General features: G+C 72.4%; 13 protein-coding genes and 1 pseudogene. 11 read left to right on the forward strand and 3 right to left on the reverse strand.

Annotation, left to right across the window (positions count from 1 at the left end):
• Window positions 1–146 precede the first annotated feature (146 nt).
• The 9 genes and pseudogenes from IEY86_RS31650 (at window position 147) to IEY86_RS31690 (ending at window position 12,941) form a co-directional block, all read left to right on the forward strand.
• Window positions 147–1,211: a quaternary amine ABC transporter ATP-binding protein gene (locus tag IEY86_RS31650; RefSeq protein WP_189135373.1), complete on the forward strand. Its 1,065-nt coding sequence runs from the start codon at window positions 147–149 to the stop codon at window positions 1,209–1,211.
• Window positions 1,211–3,199 carry an ABC transporter permease gene (locus IEY86_RS31655; RefSeq protein ID WP_189135360.1) on the forward strand — a complete coding sequence of 663 codons (1,989 nt, stop codon included), beginning with the start codon at window positions 1,211–1,213 and terminating at the stop codon, window positions 3,197–3,199. The genes IEY86_RS31650 and IEY86_RS31655 overlap by 1 nt, the downstream gene beginning before the upstream one ends.
• Before the next feature lie 30 nt (window positions 3,200–3,229).
• Window positions 3,230–4,207 carry an ABC transporter substrate-binding protein gene (locus IEY86_RS31660; RefSeq protein ID WP_189135361.1) on the forward strand — a complete coding sequence of 326 codons (978 nt, stop codon included), beginning with the start codon at window positions 3,230–3,232 and terminating at the stop codon, window positions 4,205–4,207.
• A 250-nt stretch (window positions 4,208–4,457) separates the two neighbouring features.
• The gene (locus IEY86_RS31665) at window positions 4,458–6,914 is read left to right on the forward strand and encodes a GcvT family protein (protein WP_189135362.1); all 2,457 of its coding nucleotides are present in this window, start codon (window positions 4,458–4,460) and stop codon (window positions 6,912–6,914) included.
• 53 nt (window positions 6,915–6,967) lie between these two features.
• Window positions 6,968–8,200, forward strand: coding sequence for a sarcosine oxidase subunit beta family protein (locus IEY86_RS31670; protein WP_189135363.1), 1,233 nt, complete (start codon window positions 6,968–6,970; stop codon window positions 8,198–8,200).
• 11 nt (window positions 8,201–8,211) lie between these two features.
• A pseudogene (locus IEY86_RS31675) lies at window positions 8,212–11,348 on the forward strand (sarcosine oxidase subunit alpha family protein).
• Window positions 11,341–11,958, forward strand: coding sequence for a sarcosine oxidase subunit gamma (locus IEY86_RS31680; protein ID WP_189135364.1), 618 nt, complete (start codon window positions 11,341–11,343; stop codon window positions 11,956–11,958). Before IEY86_RS31675 ends, IEY86_RS31680 begins: the two are co-directional and overlap by 8 nt.
• Window positions 11,959–12,045: 87 nt before the next feature.
• Window positions 12,046–12,369 carry a DMT family transporter gene (locus IEY86_RS31685; protein ID WP_189135365.1) on the forward strand — a complete coding sequence of 108 codons (324 nt, stop codon included), beginning with the start codon at window positions 12,046–12,048 and terminating at the stop codon, window positions 12,367–12,369.
• Window positions 12,366–12,941, forward strand: a complete 576-nt coding sequence (locus tag IEY86_RS31690) for a TetR/AcrR family transcriptional regulator (RefSeq protein ID WP_189135366.1) — start codon at window positions 12,366–12,368, stop codon at window positions 12,939–12,941. The genes IEY86_RS31685 and IEY86_RS31690 overlap by 4 nt, the downstream gene beginning before the upstream one ends.
• Here IEY86_RS31690 and IEY86_RS31695 read toward each other — a convergent pair.
• Both IEY86_RS31695 and IEY86_RS31700 read right to left on the reverse strand, forming a co-directional pair.
• Complete coding sequence (locus IEY86_RS31695; RefSeq protein ID WP_189135367.1) at window positions 12,938–13,783, reverse strand: alpha/beta fold hydrolase; 846 nt, start codon at window positions 13,781–13,783, stop codon at window positions 12,938–12,940. The genes IEY86_RS31690 and IEY86_RS31695 overlap by 4 nt on opposite strands.
• 164 nt (window positions 13,784–13,947) lie before the next feature.
• On the reverse strand, window positions 13,948–14,853 hold the full coding sequence (locus tag IEY86_RS31700) for a universal stress protein (protein WP_189135368.1): 906 nt from the start codon (window positions 14,851–14,853) through the stop codon (window positions 13,948–13,950).
• 296 nt (window positions 14,854–15,149) lie between these two features.
• Here IEY86_RS31700 and IEY86_RS31705 point away from each other — a divergent pair, with 296 nt between their 5' ends.
• Both IEY86_RS31705 and IEY86_RS31710 read left to right on the forward strand, forming a co-directional pair.
• Window positions 15,150–16,865: a GAF domain-containing sensor histidine kinase gene (locus IEY86_RS31705; RefSeq protein WP_189135369.1), complete on the forward strand. Its 1,716-nt coding sequence runs from the start codon at window positions 15,150–15,152 to the stop codon at window positions 16,863–16,865.
• Window positions 16,866–17,229: 364 nt separating this feature from the next.
• Window positions 17,230–18,117, forward strand: coding sequence for a universal stress protein (locus IEY86_RS31710; RefSeq protein ID WP_189135374.1), 888 nt, complete (start codon window positions 17,230–17,232; stop codon window positions 18,115–18,117).
• Between the two features lie 70 nt (window positions 18,118–18,187).
• Here the strand turns inward: IEY86_RS31710 and IEY86_RS31715 are convergent, their stop codons facing one another.
• On the reverse strand, window positions 18,188–19,174 hold the full coding sequence (locus tag IEY86_RS31715) for an Acg family FMN-binding oxidoreductase (protein ID WP_189135370.1): 987 nt from the start codon (window positions 19,172–19,174) through the stop codon (window positions 18,188–18,190).
• Between the last annotated feature and the right edge of the window lie 288 nt (window positions 19,175–19,462).

Here is a 19,462-nt window from a genome sequence, read left to right on the forward strand (position 1 = left end):
GTGGCAGACCCCGCGGAGCACCGCGGAACCGCCCGGACCGGAGCGAGGGCCACGCCCCACCCGAAGAGAGGTCGACAGTGACCGCAGGAACCGAGAAGACACCGGTCGACCTGGCTCCAGGCCCGGCCGCAGCCAGGACAGGGACGGTGCCGCCCGCGCGGCGTGACGGGTCCGGGGACAGGGCTCCGGTGGTCTCCGTGCGCGGGTTGTGGAAGGTGTTCGGCCCGAAGGCCGATCGGGTGCCGGACACCCCGGAGCTGTGCGGGCTCTCCCGCCGCGACCTCATGGACCGCACCGGGTGCACCGCCGCGGTGCGGGATGTGAGCTTCGACGTCTCGCCCGGCGAGGTCTTCGTCGTCATGGGCCTGTCCGGCTCGGGCAAGTCGACCCTGGTGCGATGTCTGACCCGGCTGATCGAGCCGACGACCGGCGAGATCGTCTTCGAGGGCGAGGACATCCGCGCCGCCGACGAGAAGAGGCTGCGCGAGCTGCGGCGGCACAAGTTCTCCATGGTCTTCCAGCACTTCGGTCTGCTGCCCCACCGCAGGGTCCTCGACAATGTCTCCTACGGGCTCGAGATCCGCGGCACCGGCCGGGCCGAGCGCACCCGGCGCGCCCAGGAGGTCGTCGAACTCGTCGGCCTCGCCGGGTACGAGCACTCCTACCCCGACCAGCTCTCCGGGGGTATGCAGCAGCGTGTCGGCCTCGCCCGGGCGCTGGCCGGAGACCCGGACGTCCTCTTCTTCGACGAGCCGTTCTCCGCGCTCGACCCGCTGATCCGGCGGGACATGCAGAACGAGGTCATCCGGCTGCACCACGAGGTCGGCAAGACCATGGTGTTCATCACCCACGACCTCTCCGAGGCGCTCAAGCTCGGCGACCGCATCCTGATCATGCGTGACGGCCGGATGGTCCAGTGCGGTACGGGAGACGAACTGGTCGGTGCCCCCGCCGACGACTACGTCAAGGAGTTCGTGCGCGACGTCCCGCGCTCCCATGTGCTGACGCTGCGCTGGATCATGCGCCCGGTCCGGCCCGAGGACGCCCTCGACGGGCCGGAGCTCGGCCCCGACGTCGTGGTCCGCGAGGCGACGTCCGCGGTGCTCGCCGCGGACCGCCCCCTGAAGGTGGTCGAGGAAGGGAAGCTGCTGGGCATCGTCGGCAACGAGGAGATCCTCGCCGTCGTCGCCGGGACCGGCGGAGGCGAGTGATGGCCGTCCTCACCGAGCGCGCCACCGCGCGGCCGGCGCCCGTGCGCAACACCCGCCGGATCGCCGTTGCCGCCATCGTCGCCGGCTGGCTGGTCCTGTGGCTGATCCTGCGCGGCCATCAGACGCTGGAGCTGGGGACCTCCGACCTGACCTCGCTGCACCGGTGGTTCAACGACTTCAACGACGCCATCGGCGCCGACCGCAACAGCAACCCGCTGTTCCTCTACTTCTTCAACGAGATCCGGCTGGTCATCGACAACCTGGTCACCTTCTTCCAGGGGCTGATCTCCCAGCCGTCGTTCGGCCGCCCGGTCCCCGCGATCGGCTGGCTGGGCGTGGTGGCGATCGCCGGGTACGCCTCCTGGGCGCTGGGCAATCTGCGGGTCGCGGCGCTGGCCGTCGGCGGCTTTGTCTTCTTCGGGCTGCAGGGCCTGTGGCAGGAGAGCATGGACACGCTGGCGCTGACGCTGTCGGCGGTGTTCGTCTCGCTCCTCATCGGCATCCCGATCGGGGTGTGGGCGGGGCTGTCCTCGCGGGTGAACCGCCTGGTGACACCCGTGCTCGACTTCATGCAGACCATGCCGACGTTCGTCTACCTGGCGCCGCTGACACTGTTCTTCCTCATCGGTCCGGCGTCCGCGACGATCGCCACACTCATCTACGCGACACCCCCGGCGGTGCGCATCACGGCCCACGCCATCCGCTCCGTGCCGCACACGACGGTCGAGGCGGCCGAGTCCCTGGGCTCGACACGGCGTCAGACGCTCACCAAGGTGCTGCTGCCGATGGCGAAGCGGACGATCGTGCTCGGTGTGAACCAGACGATCATGGCGGCCCTGTCCATGGTCACCATCGCCGCGCTCATCGACGCCCCCGGCCTCGGCAAGACGGTCGTCAAGGCGCTGGAGACGCTGGACGTCGGTGTGGCGTTCAACGCGGGTCTGGCCATCGTGGTGATGGCCATCGTGCTCGACCGGGTGACCACGGCGGCGAGTGTGCGCGCCGAGGTGGCCGGACGCGCCTCGCGGAACTCGGTGCGGCGGCGCCGCGCGGGGCTCGTGGGCGCGGGAGTGGTCACCGCGGTGTGCGTCTGGCTGTCCTACACCTATGTATGGGCCTCGCAGTTCCCCGAGGGCGCCGGTCTCGGCGACGACATCGCCCGCACGGCGGACTCGGTGACCCGGTGGGCCCAGAGCAACCTGTCCGGTGCGACCAACGGTCTGCGCGACGCCATGACCACGGCGCTTCTCAACCCGTTCGAGGATGTGCTCACCGGCTCGCCGTGGTGGCTCGTGGGAGCGGTCCTCGTGGCCCTCGGCGCGGTGCTGGGGGGATGGCGCGCAGGAGCCACGGCGGCGGTGTGCGTGGCCCTGATCGTCGCCTCCGGCCTGTGGCGCGACAGCATGACGACGCTCGCGTCGAGCCTGGTGGCCACGGTGATCGTGATGGCCCTCGGCGTCGTGGTGGGCGTCTGGATGGGGCGAAGCGCCATGGCCGACCGGCTGATCCGGCCGGTCCTCGACGCGGGGCAGACGATGCCCGCGTTCGTCTACCTGGTGCCGTTCCTGGCCCTGTTCGGCGCGACCCGGTTCACGGCGATCGTCGCCGCGATCGTCTACGCGGCCCCGGTCACGATGAAGATCATCGCCGACGGGATACGGGGGGTGCCCGAGACAGCCGTCGAGGCCGCGACGGCGGCCGGGTCCAGCACATGGCAGACGATCACCAAGGTGCAGCTCCCGATGGCGCGCAAGTCGCTGACCCTCGCAACGAACCAGGGCCTGATCTATGTGCTGTCGATGGTCGTCGTGGGCGGCCTGGTGGGGGCGGGGGCCCTCGGCTACGACGTGGTGGCCGGGTTCTCGCAGGGCCAGTTGTACGGCAAGGGCCTGGCGGCCGGGCTGGCCATCGTCCTGCTCGGGGTCATGTTCGACCGGATCACTCAAGCTGCGGCCCAACGGGCCGCTGGAGCGCCGAGCGGGCGCTGAGCAAGGAGGGCAGGACAGGTGGTAAGACACATGGTCACAGGTCGTCGGCCGGCGGGGCGGTTCGCCGCCCTGGCGGGTGCGGCGGCGCTGGCTCTGGTGGTCAGCGGGTGCGGCGGCGCGAAGGTCGGCGGGTCCTCGGACTCCACGGGCGGCGGCAAGGGCAAGTGCGGCACATTCAACCTCGCCGTCAACCCCTGGGTGGGCTACGAGGCCAACGCGGCTGTCATCGCCTATGTCGCCGAGAAGGACCTCGGCTGCAAGGTGACGAAGAAGGACCTCAAGGAGGAGGTCGCCTGGCAGGGCTTCGGCACCGGCGAGGTGGACGCCGTCGTGGAGAACTGGGGCCACGACGATCTGAAGAAGAAGTACATCGATCAGCAGAAGACCGCCGTGTCGGCGGGTGAGACCGGCAACACGGGAGTCATCGGCTGGTACGTGCCGCCGTGGATGGCGAAGAAGTACCCGGACATCACCGATTCGAAGAACCTGAACAAGTACGCCGACCTGTTCAAGACGTCCGAGTCGAGTGGCAAGGGCCAGCTGCTGGACGGCGACCCGTCCTTCGTCACCAATGACGGCGCCCTGGTGAAGAATCTGAAGCTCGACTACAAGGTCGTCTACGCCGGCAGCGAGGCCGCGCTCATCCAGGCGTTCCGCCAGGCCGAGGCGAAGAAGACGCCGGTCATCGGCTACTTCTACGAGCCGCAGTGGCTCTTCTCGGAGCTGAAGCTCACGAAGGTCGACCTGCCGAAGTACACGGACGGCTGCGACAGCGTCCCGGACAAGGTCGCCTGCGACTACCCCGGCTATCTGCTGGACAAGGTGGTGAGCAAGAAGTTCTCCACCTCGGGCAGCCCCGCCTTCGACCTGGTGAAGAAGTTCGAGTGGACCAATGAGGACCAGAACCTGGTGGCCAAGTACATCGCCCAGGACAAGATGTCCCCCGAGGCCGCGGCGAAGAAGTGGGTCGACGCCAACCGGACGAAGGTCAAGAGCTGGCTCCCCTAGGTAGCCGTGCCCCGAGCGCGTCCGCCCACCCCGCGTCGGACCGCTGAACACGAGTGCCGCCGTGCCCGGCGGGCTGCTGCCACAGCCCGCCGGGCACGGCGTTCGCGTGTGCGCTCCCGCCCGTTCCCCACCGCCCGCTCCCGGGCTGTCTTCCGGCACGAACGCACCCCTTGACACCACCGGGGACGCCCGGCAATGTGAGTTGCGCAACCTGAATCATGTTGCGCTAACAGCAACTGGAGGTTTGGTGATGGCGGGACCGCGTGTGGTCGTCATCGGTGCGGGCGTCGTGGGTGCGGCGCTGGCCGACGAGCTGTCGACCCGAGGCTGGACCGATGTGACGGTCGTCGACCAGGGGCCGCTGCCCGCCGCCGGCGGCTCCTCGTCGCACGCCCCTGGCCTGGTCTTCCAGGCGAACGCCTCGAAGACCATGACCGAGATGGCCCGCTACACCGTCGAGAAGCTCCGCGCCCTCGACCTCGACGGGCAGCCGTGCTTCCTCCAGGTGGGAGGGCTCGAGATCGCCACGACCCCCGAGCGGCTCACCGAGCTGCGGCGCCGCCACGGCTGGGTCACCGCCTGGGGCGTCGAGGCCCGGCTGATCGGCCCGGACGAGTGCGTGGAGCTCCATCCCCTGGTGGACCGCGAGCGGGTGCTCGGGGGCCTGCTGGTGCCCACCGACGGACTCGCCAAGGCGGTCCCCGCCATCGAGGCGCAGATCCGCCGCGCCGAGGAGCGCGGGGTGCGCTTCCTGGGCCGCCACGAGGTCCTGGACATCCGCACGCAGGCCGACGGCACCCGTGACGGCTCCCGGGTCACCGCGGTCGTCACCGACCGCGGGGACATCCCGGCGGACCTCGTCGTGTGCTGCGCCGGCATCTGGGGGCCGAAGGTGGCCCGCATGGTGGGGATGAACCTGCCGCTGACGCCGCTGGGGCACCAACTCGCGTGGACCGGTCCGGTCCCCGCGCTGGCCGGGCAGACCGCCGAGGCCGTCCGCCCCATCCTGCGCCACCAGGACGCCGACCTGTACTACCGCGACCGCTACGACCGGCTCGGCATCGGCTACTACGGCCACCGCCCCATGCCGGTCCGCGCGGAGGACATCGCCTCGGTCCACGAGGCGGAGACCATGCCCTCGGTGCTGCGGTTCACCGAGGACGACTTCGCCGAGGCGTGGGCGCAGACCCAGGCGCTCCTTCCCGCGACCCGCGAGGCCAAGGTGGAGGAGGGCATCAACGGCCTGTTCTCCTTCACCACCGACGGGATGCCGCTGCTGGGCGAGTCACCCGAGGTGAAGGGCTTCTGGGTGGCCGAGGCGGTGTGGGTCACCCACTCCGCGGGCGTCGGACTCGCCATGGCCGAATGGCTGGTCGACGGCCACTGCTCGTCGTTCGACCTGCACGAGTGCGACGTCAACCGCTTCGAGCCGCACCAGCTCGCCCCCGAGTACGTGCTCGCCCGCGACTGCCAGAACTTCGTCGAGGTCTACGACATCCTCCACCCGCTCCAGCCGAGCGGGGCCCCGCGGCCGCTGCGCACCAGCCCGTTCCACGCCCGCCAGGAGGAACTGGGGGCGTTCTTCCTGGAGGCCTCCGGGTGGGAGCGTCCCCAGTGGTACGCGGCCAATGAGCCCCTGCTGGCCGGGCGCGAGATCCCCACGCCGAACGACTGGGCGGCCCGCTACTGGTCGCCCGTCGTGGGCGCCGAGGCGCAGGCCACCCGCGAAGGCGTCGCCATGTACGACATGACGGCGCTCAAGCGCATCGACGTCACCGGCCGCGGCGCGGCGTCGTTCCTCCAGTACCTGACCACGGCCAACGTCGACAAATCGACCGGCTCGGTGACCTACACCCTCATGCTGGACGTGGACGGCGGCATTCGCGGCGACGTCACGGTGGCGCGGCTCGGACGCGACCACTTCCAGGTCGGAGCCAACGGCAACCTCGACCTCGACTGGTTCACCCGGCACCTGCCTGACGACGGCTCGGTGGCCGTGCGCGACATCACCGCCGGCACCTGCTGCATCGGACTGTGGGGGCCCAAGGCCCGCGAGGTGCTCCAGCCGCTCGCCGACGAGGACTTCTCCAACGCGGGCCTGCGCTACTTCCGGGCCAGGCGCGCCCACATCGGCGCCGTCCCGGTCACCGCGATGCGCCTGTCCTACGTCGGAGAGCTCGGCTGGGAGCTGTACACCACCGCAGACATGGGACTGAAGCTGTGGGACACGCTCTGGGAGGCGGCGAGGCCGCACGGGGGCATCGCGGCGGGCCGTGGCGCGTTCAACAGCCTGCGGCTGGAGAAGGGCTACCGCTCCTTCGGCACCGACATGACCTTCGAGCACGACCCCTACGAGGCCGGTCTGGGCTTCGCCGTGAAGATGGACAAGGGCGACTTCCTCGGCCGCGACGCGCTCGAGCGCAGAGGAGCCGACGTACGCCGCCGCCTCACCTGCCTCACCATCGACGACCCGGCCTCCGTGGTGATGGGCAAGGAGCCCGTCTACGACGGCGACCGCCCGGTCGGCTACGTCACCAGCGCCGCCTACGGCTACACGATCGGCAAGGGCATCGCCTACGCCTGGCTGCCAGCGGAGCTCGCCACCCCCGGACGGCCGCTCGACATCGGCTACTTCGACCGGCGGACAGCGGCGGTCGTCGCCGAGGAGCCGCTGTTCGACCCGTCCATGAAGCGGCTGCGCGGCTAGACGCCAGGCCCCCCTTTCCACCGGCCCCACCCGCATCTGTCAGGAGACCCGCGATGAGCCCTCGCACGCCGGGCGCCGACCTCCCCGAACACCCCGAGTGGCTGTGGCGCTCCCCGGAGCCCAAGCGCTCCTACGACGTGGTGATCGTCGGCGGAGGCGGCCACGGCCTGGCCACGGCCCACTACCTCGCACGCAACCACGGCATCACCGATGTCGCGGTGCTGGAGCGGGGGTGGCTCGCCGGCGGCAACATGGCCCGCAACACCACCATCATCCGCTCCAACTACCTGTGGGACGAGAGCTCGGGGATCTACGAGCACGCGCTCAAGCTGTGGGAGGGGCTGGAGGAGGAACTCGACTACCCCATCCTGTTCAGCCAGCGCGGGGTGCTCAACCTCGCGCACAGCCTCCAGGACGTGCGCGACAGCGTGCGCCGGGTCCACGCCAACCGGCTCAACGGGGTGGACGCGCACTGGCTGGACCCCCGGGAGGTCAAGGACGTCTGCCCGATCGTCAATGTCTGCCCGGACGTGCGCTACCCCGTCATGGGAGCGACCTACCAGCCGCGGGCGGGCATCGCCAAGCACGACCACGTCGCATGGGGCCTGGCACGCTCCGCCGACGCGGCGGGCATCGACCTCATCCAGAACTGCGAGGTCACCGGCATCGACGTCCAGGACGGCCGGGTGACCGGGGTGCGGACCTCGCTCGGCCCGATCTCCGCGGGCAAGGTCGCCCTGTGCGCGGCCGGACACTCCTCGGTCCTGGCCTCGATGGCGGGATTCGACCTGCCCCTGCAGAGCCATCCGCTGCAGGCGCTGGTCTCGGAACTGCTGGAGCCGGTGCACCCCACCGTCGTGATGTCCAACGCGGTGCACGTGTACGTCAGCCAGGCGCACAAGGGCGAACTGGTGATGGGCGCCGGGATCGACGCCTACAACTCCTACACCCAGCGCGGCGCCTTCCACATCATCGAAGAGCAGATGTCCGCCGCCCTGGAGCTGTTCCCCGTCTTCGCCCGCGCCCACGTCCTGCGCACCTGGGGCGGAATCGTCGACGTCAGCCCCGACGCCTCCCCGATCGTCGGACTCACCCCCGTGGACCGCCTCTACCTCAACTGCGGCTGGGGTACCGGCGGCTTCAAGGCCACACCGGGGGTCGGCTGGGCCCTCGCCCACACGATCGCCCACGACGAGCCCCACCACCTCAACGCCCCCTTCACGCTCGACCGCTTCACCACCGGCGCGCTCGTCGACGAGCACGGCGCGGCCGCGGTGGCCCACTGAGGAGCCCGACGATGCTGCTCATCCCATGCCCCTGGTGCGGGCCTCGCGACGAGGCCGAGTTCCACTACGGCGGCCAGGCGCACGTGCCCTATCCCGAGGACCCGGCCGCCCTGACCGACGAGGAGTGGGCCCGGTACCTGTTCTTCCGTGACAACCCCAAGGGGCCCCATCCCGAGCGGTGGAGCCACGCGGACGGCTGCCGCCGCTGGTTCAACGCCGTCCGGGACACGAGTTCCAACGAGATCCTCGCCGTCTACCGGGCCGGGGAGCCAAGGCCGGTGATCGCATGACCCCGCAGGCGTTCCGACTGCCCGAGGGCGGACGGGTCTCGCGCGACGAGCCGGTGGGCTTCGTCTTCGACGGAGTGCGGTACCAGGGCTACCGGGGCGACACCCTCGCCTCCGCCCTGCTCGCCAACGGCGTCCACATGACCGGCACGAGCATCAAGCTCGGCCGCCCCCGCGGCATCTTCTCCGCCGGAGTGGAGGAGCCCAACGCCGTCGTGCAGATCGAGGCGCCCTTCCCGGAGCCGATGCTGCCCGCCACCACCGTCGAGCTCTTCGACGGGCTGGTGGCGAGCGGGCTGCCCGGGCAGGGACGGCTGTCGGCCGACCCCGACCCCGCCCGCTACGACGCCGTGCACGCGCACTGCGACGTGCTGGTCGTGGGCGCGGGCCCGGCGGGCCTGGCCGCCGCGGCGGCCGCCGCCAGGAGCGGGGCGCGCGTCGTCCTCGCCGACGACCAGCCGGAACTCGGAGGAAGCCTGCTCGGCACCCGCGAGGTGCTCGACGGCTGCCCGGCCGCCGAGTGGGCCGCCGAGGTCGGGCGCGCTCTCGAGGCGGCGCCCGAGGTGCGGGTGCTGCGCCGCACCACCGTCTTCGGCTACTACGACGACAACCACCTGGTCGCCGTGGAGCGCCGCACCAACCACCTCGGGCCGCTCGCCCCGGCCCACCTCTCCCGTGAGCGGGTCTGGCGGATCCGGGCGCGGCGGGTGGTCCTGGCGACCGGCGCGCACGAGCGCTCGCTGGCCTTCGCCGACAACGACCGCCCCGCGGTCATGCTGGCGGGCTCCGCCCGCGCCTACGTCAACCGGTACGGCGCGGTCCCCGGCCGCCGGGCGGTCGTGTTCACCACCAACGACAGCGCCTACGCGGCCGCGCTGGACCTGGCCGCGGCCGGGGTGGAGATCGCCGCGGTGGCCGACACCCGCCCCGAGCGGGGGGAGTGGGCCCGCCGCGCCGAGCAGGCCGGGATCGAGGTCCTGACCGGGCACGCGGTGGTGGGCACCGAGGGCGAGCGGCGGATCGCCTCGGTCACCGTCGCGCCTCTCGACGGGGGATCGCCGTCGGGCGCCCCGCGGGAGGTCGCCGCCGACCTCCTGCTGGTCTCCGGCGGCTGGAACCCCGTCGTGCACCTGTTCAGCCAGGCGGGCGGGCGGCTGTGGTACGACGCGGAGCTCGGCTCCTTCGTGCCGGACAGCTGCCGGCAGGCCGTGGACGTCGCCGGGTCCGCCCGGGGGGTGTTCCACCTGTCCGGGTGCCTCGCCGACGGCGCGGCGGCGGGACGGCGGGCGACCGAGGCCGAGGGCTTCGCCGTCGAGGAACCGCTCGCGCTGCCCAGGGCGGCGGAGGAGCCCCGCTCACCCGCGCTGCCGGTGTTCGTGGTGCCGGGTCCGGACGGCGCGGGCTCGGCCACGCACTTCGTGGACCTCCAGCGCGATGTCACCGTGGCCGACCTCGCCCGCGCGACAGGTGCCGGGATGTCGTCGGTGGAGCACCTCAAGCGCTACACCACAGCCGGCACGGCGAACGACCAGGGCAAGACCTCGGGTGTGCTCACGAGCGGCGCCATCGCCCACCTGCTGGGGGTCGACGTCGGCGCGCTGGGTACGACGACCTACCGGGCCCCGTACGCCCCTGTCTCCTTCGCGGCCCTCGCCGGACGCGACCGCGGGGTGCTGCACGACCCCGTGCGGGTGACCGCGCTGCACGACCGGCACGTCGCTCTCGGGGCCCTGTTCGAGAACGTCGGGCAGTGGAAGCGCCCCTGGTACTACCCGCGCGAGGGCGAGGACATGGCTGCCGCGGTGCTGCGCGAGTGCCGGGCCGCCCGGGAGGGTGTCGCCCTCATGGACGCCTCCACGCTCGGCAAGATCGAGGTGCGCGGACCGGACAGCGGGATCTTCCTCGACCTGCTCTACACGAACATGATGAGCACGCTGAAGGTGGGCATGATCCGCTACGGCGTGATGTGCCGCGCCGACGGCATGGTCTTCGACGACGGCACGGTCATCCGGCTGGCGCAGGACCGCTTCCTGATGACGACCACGACGGGCAACGCGGCCGCCGTGCTCGACTGGATGGAGGAGTGGCTCCAGACCGAGTGGCCGCACCTGCGGGTGCACTGCACGTCGGTCACCGAGCAGTGGGCGACCGTCGCCCTGGTCGGCCCCCGCTCCCGTGAGGTGCTGGGTTCGCTGGCCCCCGAACTCGCCGTGGACAATGACGCGTTCCCGTTCATGGCCTGGCGCGACACCGCCGTCGCGGGCATCGGGGCACGTGTGTGCCGCATCAGCTTCTCCGGTGAGCTGGCCTACGAGATCAACGTCCTGCCGTGGGACGCCCCCGCGCTGTGGGACGCGCTGCTCGGGGCGGGCGGCCGGCTCGGCATCACCCCGTACGGCACCGAGACCATGCACGTCCTGCGGGCCGAGAAGGGCTACCCGATCATCGGCCAGGACACGGACGGCACCGTGACCCCCCAGGACCTCGGGATGGGCTGGGCGGTGTCGAAGAAGAAGCCCGACTTCATCGGCAAGCGCTCGCACTCGCGCCCCGACACCGCGAGGCCCGACCGCAAGCATCTCGTCGGCCTGCTGCCCGACGACCCGGCGGTCCTGCTGCCCGAGGGCGCGCACCTGATCGACTCGGAAGTGCTCCCGGCGCCTCCCGTTCCAATGCTCGGGCATGTCACCTCGAGCTACCGCAGCGCGGCGCTCGGCCGGACCTTCGCGCTCGCCCTGGTGCGCGGTGGGCGCGACCGCATCGGTGAGCGGCTGTACGCACCGGTGGGCGACCACGTCGTGCCGGTGACGGTCGCGAGCCCCGTTCTCCACGACCCCGAGGGGACCCGTCGCGATGGCTGAAACCGCAACCCGCCGCAGTCCGATGGCGCATGTCCACGCCCGCTTCGCCGCCGCCACCCGGAGTTGCGGCGGAGCGCTGCGCCTGGCGGAGCTGCCCTACCTCACCCAGGTCAATGTGCGCCTCGACCCCAAGGGGCCCGCGGCCGACGCCGTACGGCTGGAGCTGGGCCTGCCACTGCCGCTCGAGCCCAACACCGCCACCCGGGGCGGGGGCCTGGCCGCCCTGTGGCTGGGGCCGGACGAGTGGCTGGTCGTCGGGCCGCCCACGGCGCGGGACACTCTCGCGTCCAGGCTGAGCGAGGCGATCGGCGACGAGCACGCGTCGGTCGTCGATGTCTCGGCGCAGCGCACCACGCTCCTGGTCGCCGGACGCCTGGCCACCGACCTGCTGGCGCACGGCTGCTCCCTGGATCTGCATCCCCGCTCGTTCGGTGCCGGGCGGTGCGCGCAGACCACGCTGGCACGGGCGCAGGTGGTCCTGGTGCCCAGGGACGAGACCAAGCCCGGGTTCTGGGTACTGGTGCGCTCGTCGTTCGCGGGCTACCTCGCCGAGTGGCTGCTCGATGCCGCGTCCGAGTACGTGGGGGAGCACTCCGCGCCCAGGACTTGACGCCCGGCCGCCCCGAGCCGAGAATCTTGCACAAACGTCCAAGTTTCTCGCCCGGACACTCGGGCCCGACTGCTCAGGGGGTGCGGCATGACGTGGCTGTTGCTGGCGTGTGCGATCGCGGCCGAGGTCACGGCAACGGTCGCACTGCGCTCCTCCGAAGGCTTCAGCAGGATCGTGCCCTCGGCCGTCGTGCTGGTCGGGTACTCCGTGTCCTTCTACCTGCTCTCCCGCGTGCTCACCAGGGGCATGGCGCTGGGCGTGGTCTACGGCATCTGGTCGGCCATCGGTGTGACGCTCGTCGCCGTCATCGGTGCGATCAGCTTCGGCGACAAGCTCACGTGGACCCAGGTCGGCGGGATCGCCCTGGTGGTGGCGGGTGTGCTCGCCCTGGAGATGGGCGGCGCGCATTGACCGCCGAGGCGGTGGACGGGCGCCGGGCGAAGGGGGAGCGGCGTCGCGCCCTCCTGCTGGAGGCCGCGCTGCGGGTCGTCGAACGCGACGGCGTGGCCGGGGTGACCCACCGTGCCGTCGCCAAGGAGGCCGGGCAGCCGCCGTCCTCGGCCACGTACTACTTCGAGAGCATCGACGACCTGCTCGTCGCGGCGCTCGTCCGGTCGGTGGACGCCTACGCGGCGCGGCTGCGCGAGGCCACCGAGAGCCCCGACCCGGTCGCGGCACTGGCCGAGACCCTCGCCGCCGAACTCGCGCGGGGGCGGGCCCCGGTCATCGCCGAGTACGAGCTGTACCTGCTGGCGGCCCGCCGCCCCGCCCTGCGCGCCACCGCCCAGCGCTGCGTGGACGACCTCGCCGCCCTGGCCCGCCGCTGCACCGGCGACCCCGTCGCGGTCAAGGCCTTCTGCGCCTGCGTCGACGGCCTGCTCCTGCAGGCACTGGTGACGGGGGCGTCCCCGGACGCGAGCGGCATCGAGGCGGTTCTGCGCCTGGCCATGGCCGGGAGCGAACCGGCGGGCGGAGTGCCCTAGAGCGAGCGCGAGGTCCTGGGCGGGCTCAGGAGGAGGGCGTCGGCGCGGCCGGAGGCCACCTTGCGGGACCAGGACGCGGGGGCGGCCCCCCGGCCGGTGGGGCACAGGACCACGACCGGGACACGGCCATGGCCACCGGAGCGGGCGACGCGCGGCGGGCGGGAGCCCTCGCCGCAACCCTGCGGACCGGGGTGGCCCGAAGCGCCGGGGAACTGGGGGTCGCCGAACAGCTTGGGTGAGGCCCACGGGCTGACGAGGACCGCGCGCAGCACCTCGAGATCACGGGCCACATCGGAGGTCCCCCGGTGGCGCAGGACCTCGCGGGACTGCTCCAGGCACTGGTCGGGGCGGCGCCGCAGGCATGCCGACGGCGCGGTCTGGCCCACTCCCCGCGGGTCGAATCCCAGGACGTCGAACCGCTCGTGCGTCGACCTGCCGAACGACGCGAAGCCGTAGGTCACCCCCTCGACCCCGGAGCTGCCGGGAGCGCCGGGATTGACCAGCAGGGTCCCGGCCCTCCTGCCGGTGCGGCTCGCGGGCCTGCGCACCAGCGCCATGTCCAGCACGTCACCGCCGGGGCGGGCGTAGTCCAGCGGCACCCTCAACCACCCGCACTGGAAGCCCGTTTCGTCCGACTCCTTGGTCCTCGGGTCGTCGGGGCAGGGGTTCCAGGCGATCCGCTGGCCGTGGAAGAAGTTGAGCGCGGGCGCCGGGACGTCCCCGGCGCCGTGCGCGGAGTCGTCCGCCGACGGCGCGGGCAGGGAACCGCACCCGGCGATCAGGGCGGCTGCCAGCGGCACCGACAGGATGCCGACGAGCACCCGTCCCACCTGGCGCTTCACTGGTCTCCGTCCCTCGACTCGGTCGTTGAGGGGAGCCTAGGACGCAGCCATCATGGAACGGATGACGGTAGTGACCGTCAGATTTCTGCCAGGGCACCGAGACGTTTGCACGGGACACCCCCCGCACCGGGGCACCCCCCGCACCGGGGCGCCGACGTGCCGGCTCAGTCGTGCGGCACCACGGCGACCGGGCAGCCGGCGTGGTGCAGTGCCGCGTGGGCGACGGGGCCGATGCGGGTGCCGACCGACGGACGGCGGGTCCTTCGGCCGACCACGAGCAGGCAGGCGTCGGCCGCCGTCCGCACCAGATGCTCCGGGGCCGGGCCGAGTTCGACCTGCTCCTCCACCTTCACATCGGGGAACCTCTCCCGCCATGGGGTGAGCGCCGCCGTGACCCCCCACTTCGCCCGGGTCTCCAACTCCGCCATGATCTCGGGGGTCATCACCCCGGCCATGTACCGGTAGGCGGCCGGGAAGTTCCAGGTGTGGACCACCCGCAGCGGCGCCCGGCGCAGGACCGCCGCCTCGAAGGCGAACCGGATGACCGGCTCGCACGGGTGGTCGACGTCCAGCCCCAGGACAACATCCCGGAAGCCGGTCGCCGTCGACGGCCGGCCGGCCGTATCCGGCAGATGCTCCTTGTCCTCCGTGGCCTCGGCCCGCACCATCACCACCGGCAGCCCGGTCCTGGCGATCACCGACAGGCCCACCGAGCCGATCAGGAACCCGGCGAGCCCGGCGAGCCCCCGGCTGCCCAGCACCAGCAACTCCGCCTCGCCGCAGGCCTCCAGGAGCGCGGGCACCGCCGTCTCGTCACTCGCCTCCGTGCTGACCTCGAGCCCCGGATACCGGGCCATCAGGGTCTCGGCGGCACCGCTGAGCACCCGCTGCGCCCAGTGGTGCTGCGGATCGCCCGGGGGAAGCGACGGCTCGGCCGACGGCTGCCACTCCCAGCCGTGCACCAGGCGTACGGGCAGCGATCGCCGCAGCGCCTCCCTCGCCGCCCAGTCCGCGGCCGAAAGGGACTCGTCGGAGCCGTCCACGCCCACGGTGATGGGTCCTTGCGTCACGTCTACCTCCGTATGGGGGACTTCCAGGCAACCACCGGCCGGCAGCCGCGCCGGCTTTCCCGTTCAGCGTGGTGGCCTGCCGAGGAACGCGGGAGAGGCCGCAGGTCCCCGCCCGGGGCCGTTCGGCCCCATACCCGCCGCGGCGGTTCGGGCGCCGAACGATCATCCAGTGGCCGCGCGGTGCCGTCAAACGGCCACCGGGGACTCCGGATCATTCCCGTCCGCCCCGGCCGATACGGTGGTGTCAGGGCGTCCGGGCCGGTCGTCGGCCTCGGGTGCGGGCTTGAGGAGGGACGTTGGCGAACGCCGAGGAAGCCCCCGTTCGGCTTCCACAGCTGAGGCTGGACGAGTTGCTGGAGGAGCTCCAGGCCCGGCTCGACGCCGCCCGAAGCACCCGGGACCGCGTGCACAGCCTGCTCGAGGCCGTGCTGTCCGTCGGGCGCGAACTCGATCTGGAGCATGTCCTGCGCCGCATCGTCGAGGCGGCCGCGGTGCTCGTGGACGCCCAGTACGGCGCCCTGGGGGTCATCGGCTGCGACGGCAGGACGCACTCGCAGTTCCTCACCGTGGGGATGACCGAGGAGGAGATCGCCGCCGTCGGACCGTTCCCCTCCGGGCACGGGATCCTGGGCGAGCTGATCCGCCGTCCGGAGGCGCTGCGGCTGCCCATCATCCGCGAGCACCCCGCCTCCTACGGCTTCCCGCCCAACCATCCGCCGATGAACACCTTCGCGGGTGTGCCGATCCGGGTGCGCGATCAGGTGTTCGGCAATCTCTACCTGACCGAGAAGCGCGGCGGAGCGGACTTCGACGCCGAGGACGAGGCGGTGCTGTCCACTCTCGCCGTGGCCGCCGGTGTCGCCATCGACAACGCCCGGCTGTACGAGGAGTCCATGCGGCGCGAGCGGTGGCTGCGGGCGAGCGCCGAGGTGACCACCGGCCTGATGTCCGGCAGCCCGACGGCGGAGGTGACCGGGCTGATCGCCGAGCTGGCCAAGGACATCACGGGCGCCGAGCTGGCCGCGGTCGCGCTTCCGCTGGCCGACGGCGCCGCGCTGACCGTGGAGTTCGCCATCGGACATCAGGCCGAAAGCCATCGAGGCCTCGTGCTGCCGGTGGACGGCAGCCTGGTCGGCCTCGCCCTCGCCGAGGGCCGGCCGGTCATGAGCGACGACGTCTGCGACGACCCCCGGATCCGCGAGGGGCAGCGGCGCCTGGCCGGGCTGGGGCCCGCGGTGGCCGCCCCGATCAAGTCCGGCGAAGCGGTGCGCGGGGTGCTGTTGCTGGTGCGCGACCGGGGCCGGCCGGCCTTCTCGCAGGACGAGGTCGAGCCGCTGCTCGGCTTCGCGGGGCAGGCCGCGGTGGCCATGGAACTGGAGGAGCGGCGCAGCGGCGCCGAGCAGATCGCCCTGCTGGAGGACCGCGACCGGATCGCCCGCGATCTGCACGACCTGGCGATCCAGCGCCTGTTCGCGACGGGGATGACACTGCAGAGCGCGGACCGCCTCATCGACCATACCGGGGCCTCGGAGCGGGTCCAGCGGGCGGTCAACGACCTGGACGAGACCATCAAGATCATCCGGTCCACCATCTTCGGTCTGCGGTCCAGGGAGACCGCCGCCCAGCACGGGCTGCGTACCCGGGCGGTCCGGACGGTCGGCGACGCCGCGGCCGTCCTCGGCTTCGCGCCGAGCCTGCGCATGGAGGGCCTGCTGGACGCACAGGTGCCCCGGGAGGTCGCCGCGGACGCGGTGGCGGTGCTGGGGGAGGCCCTCGCCAACGCGGCACGGCATTCGCACGCCGACCGCGTCGAGGTCGCCCTCGTCAGCGACGGCGGGCAGCTGACCCTGACCGTCACGGACAACGGGGTGGGCGTACCCGCGGGCGGGCGGCGCAGCGGCCTGCGCAACCTCGCGGAGCGGGCGCGACGCCACGGCGGCGAACTGCGGCTGACCACCCCGCCGGGCGGCGGCACCACCTTGGCCTGGCGGGTCCCCCTGACAATGGCGTAACCCCGCGGTCCCCTGAGCCGTGCGGCCCCATGGCTTCATGGCCTCATGGCCGCGCGGGCGCGGTGCCCCCGAGTGGCGGTGACGGGCCCCTAGCGCAAAACTGATGATGTGGCCACTCGGGGATCGCCCATATGGCACACGGCCGACCGGTTCGACCGCATGCCGTGGACGCCCGCATGACGGACCGTCGGCCACCGGCGGCCCTGTGTGCGCGGACCCCCGTCACGGCACATTCCCTGACCGCCGCTGCCCGGCCCCTCCAGGAGCCCGACAACGCGAGACAGAGCGTCGGCCGGCCGCCACGCACCGGCGACGTGACACGGAGGTAAGGGCCACGGAGGTGAGGGCCATGGAGGTGAGGGCCATGGAGGATAGGGCCGCAGAGCCAGTCGTCACCGTAGGTCTGGATGGTTCACCCGAAAGTATGATCGCTGCCCACTGGGCGGTCGGCGAGGCGCGCATGCGGCACGTCCCGCTGCGCCTGGTGCACGCGTGGGTGATGCTGCCGCCCGTCGAGCCCGGTGTTCCCGAGGAGGATGTGCAGGGCTACTGGGCCAGGCGCATCGTGCGCGACGCGGCCAAGCAACTGCGCGAGGACTACCCGGGGGTGGTCGTCGAGGAGGCCATGGTGGCCGGGGACCCCGCCGAGGCGCTGCTGGCCGAGACCGAGCGCTCGCAGGTGCTGGCCCTCGGATCACGGGGCATAGGCCCTGTCTCCCGCTTCTTCGTCGGAAGCCTCGCCCAGGACGTCGTCGCCCGGGCCGACGGGCCGACGGTCCTGGTCAGGTCCCGCAAACGGGAGGGCGACCTGCCCGTCTTCGGCGGTGACGGGGACGTCGTCGTCGCGCTGCGGCTGCACCAGCCGTGCGAGGACCTGCTCGACTTCGCCTTCGACGCCGCCCAGCGGCGCGGGTCCGTCCTGCGGGCGGTGCACTCCAGGACCCTGCCGCGGCATGCGTACGCCCCGTGGGCCGTGGACCCCCGCGCCGCCAAGGAACTGGCGGAGGAGGCGGGCGAGCAGCTGCGCGGCGCTGTCGCACCGTGGCGCAAGAAGTACCTGACCGTCCGCGTCATCGAGGATGTCGCACTGGAGAGCCCGGCCCGGGCGGTCGTCCGCGCGGCGGAGAGCGCCGAACTGCTCGTCGTGGGACGGCAGCGCAAACCCGCGGCACTGGCGCCCCACCTCGGCACGGTGGTCCACGCGGCCATCCACCACGCCCTCTGCCCGGTAGCGGTCGTCCCCCACGACTGAGCACGGCCGAGGCGCGCGGCCAAGAGGCCACCGCTCGCCCAAGGTCACCGCTCGCCCAAGAGGCCACGGCTCACCGCGGGCCGTCGTCCAGCACCTCCTGGGGGGAGCGGCGCGGAGTCGTCGGACCGCTGGGCCCGTATCCCAGACGGATCAGCATTTGCGCGTGCTCCGGGCCGTCGTGGGTGTCACGCAGCGCCCAGCGCAGATCGGGCCACTCCAGCGCCTGGTGCAGCAGCGAGGCCCGCACCCCGTTCGCCGTGGCCACGAGAAGGATCCTCTGCAGGGCCTGCCCGGAGCGCAGCCAGTCGCCGGGACCGTCGAACGCCGTGGTCAGCACCGCGATGAGCGGCCGGGGCTCGAAGACGGCGGGCGGGGGACGCCGCGGGAAGCCGGGCTCGGTGAAGCTCCGCATCGGCAGATGGGCCCCCGCGTCGAGCGGCCCCACCGCCCCGGGAGGTATCCCCGTGTCGGCTCGTTCCCTGACCCACGAGTCGCTCTCGCCGCGCCGCTCGGAGTCGGCGAGATTGCGGCGTTCGCCCTCGGCGGTCAGCTCCAGGAGGCGGCAGGTCTCGTCCGTCCCGGGGAAGTGCGCGCAGGCGCCCTCGGCACGCGCGGCCTCGATCAGCTGGTTGACCACCTCCGCCGGGAGCCGCCGGTCGGAGAACGGGAAGCGGCTGCTGTGCCGCCGCCAGATGGCCTCGTAGAGGTCGCGCCCGCCGTGGGTATCGGCGCGCGGCGGTCCGGCCAGCCGCACGGTGGCGAGCAGTGTCGGCTCGCCCGGATCCGGCAGGAGGCGGACAACGGGTTCCCAGCCCAGGTGGTCGGCGGCGACGCGCAGGTTGAACAGGGACGCCCCGGCCGAGATGCGCAGCGCCCGGCCGTTGGGGTCGGCGTGGCGTACCGCGCGCTCGGTGGCGGCGTGCAGCTCCAGTGTCCTGGTGCCCGAGTCCAGCCGGTAGCGCCAGGGCTGGGTGTTGTGCATGGACGGTGCGGCCACCGCCGCGGAGATGAGCTTCTCCAACGCGGCCGCGTCCAGGGTCCGGTCCTTCGTCTTCATCGGGGTACTCCTCACAGCCGTTGGCCTCGCCGTCTGCCTCGCTCCAGCGTTGTCCTGGAACGACGGGCCGTGCAGGGGCCGAAGGGCCCTGTGTCCGGGTCGAGCGGGGTCCCGTTCGGTGGGCCGACCGCGTGAGGAGCGCTCAGCGGCGCGGCGAGGGCCGGTCGTCGCGGAGCACGCGACCCGCGACGGCACCGTTCCGCGAGACCTGGGTGGCGAGTACGGCCGCCTGAATGCGCCGCTCGACGCCGAGTTTGGCCAGGAGGCGGGAGATGTGGTTCTTGACGG

This window comes from Wenjunlia tyrosinilytica (assembly GCF_014646055.1).
GTDB classification, from domain to species: Bacteria; Actinomycetota; Actinomycetes; order Streptomycetales; family Streptomycetaceae; genus Wenjunlia; species Wenjunlia tyrosinilytica.

Excerpts from the sequence above, each read along its gene's own strand:
- IEY86_RS31655 (WP_189135360.1), top strand. The coding sequence starts at position 1,211 with ATGGCCGTCCTCACCGAGCGCGCCACCGCGCGGCCGGCGCCCGTGCGC.
- IEY86_RS31660 (WP_189135361.1), top strand. The coding sequence starts at position 3,230 with ATGGTCACAGGTCGTCGGCCGGCGGGGCGGTTCGCCGCCCTGGCGGGT.
- IEY86_RS31665 (WP_189135362.1), top strand. The coding sequence starts at position 4,458 with ATGGCGGGACCGCGTGTGGTCGTCATCGGTGCGGGCGTCGTGGGTGCG.
- IEY86_RS31670 (WP_189135363.1), top strand. The coding sequence starts at position 6,968 with ATGAGCCCTCGCACGCCGGGCGCCGACCTCCCCGAACACCCCGAGTGG.
- IEY86_RS31680 (WP_189135364.1), top strand. The coding sequence starts at position 11,341 with ATGGCTGAAACCGCAACCCGCCGCAGTCCGATGGCGCATGTCCACGCC.
- IEY86_RS31685 (WP_189135365.1), top strand. The coding sequence starts at position 12,046 with ATGACGTGGCTGTTGCTGGCGTGTGCGATCGCGGCCGAGGTCACGGCA.
- IEY86_RS31710 (WP_189135374.1), top strand. The coding sequence starts at position 17,230 with ATGGAGGATAGGGCCGCAGAGCCAGTCGTCACCGTAGGTCTGGATGGT.
- IEY86_RS31715 (WP_189135370.1), bottom strand. The coding sequence starts at position 19,174 with ATGAAGACGAAGGACCGGACCCTGGACGCGGCCGCGTTGGAGAAGCTC.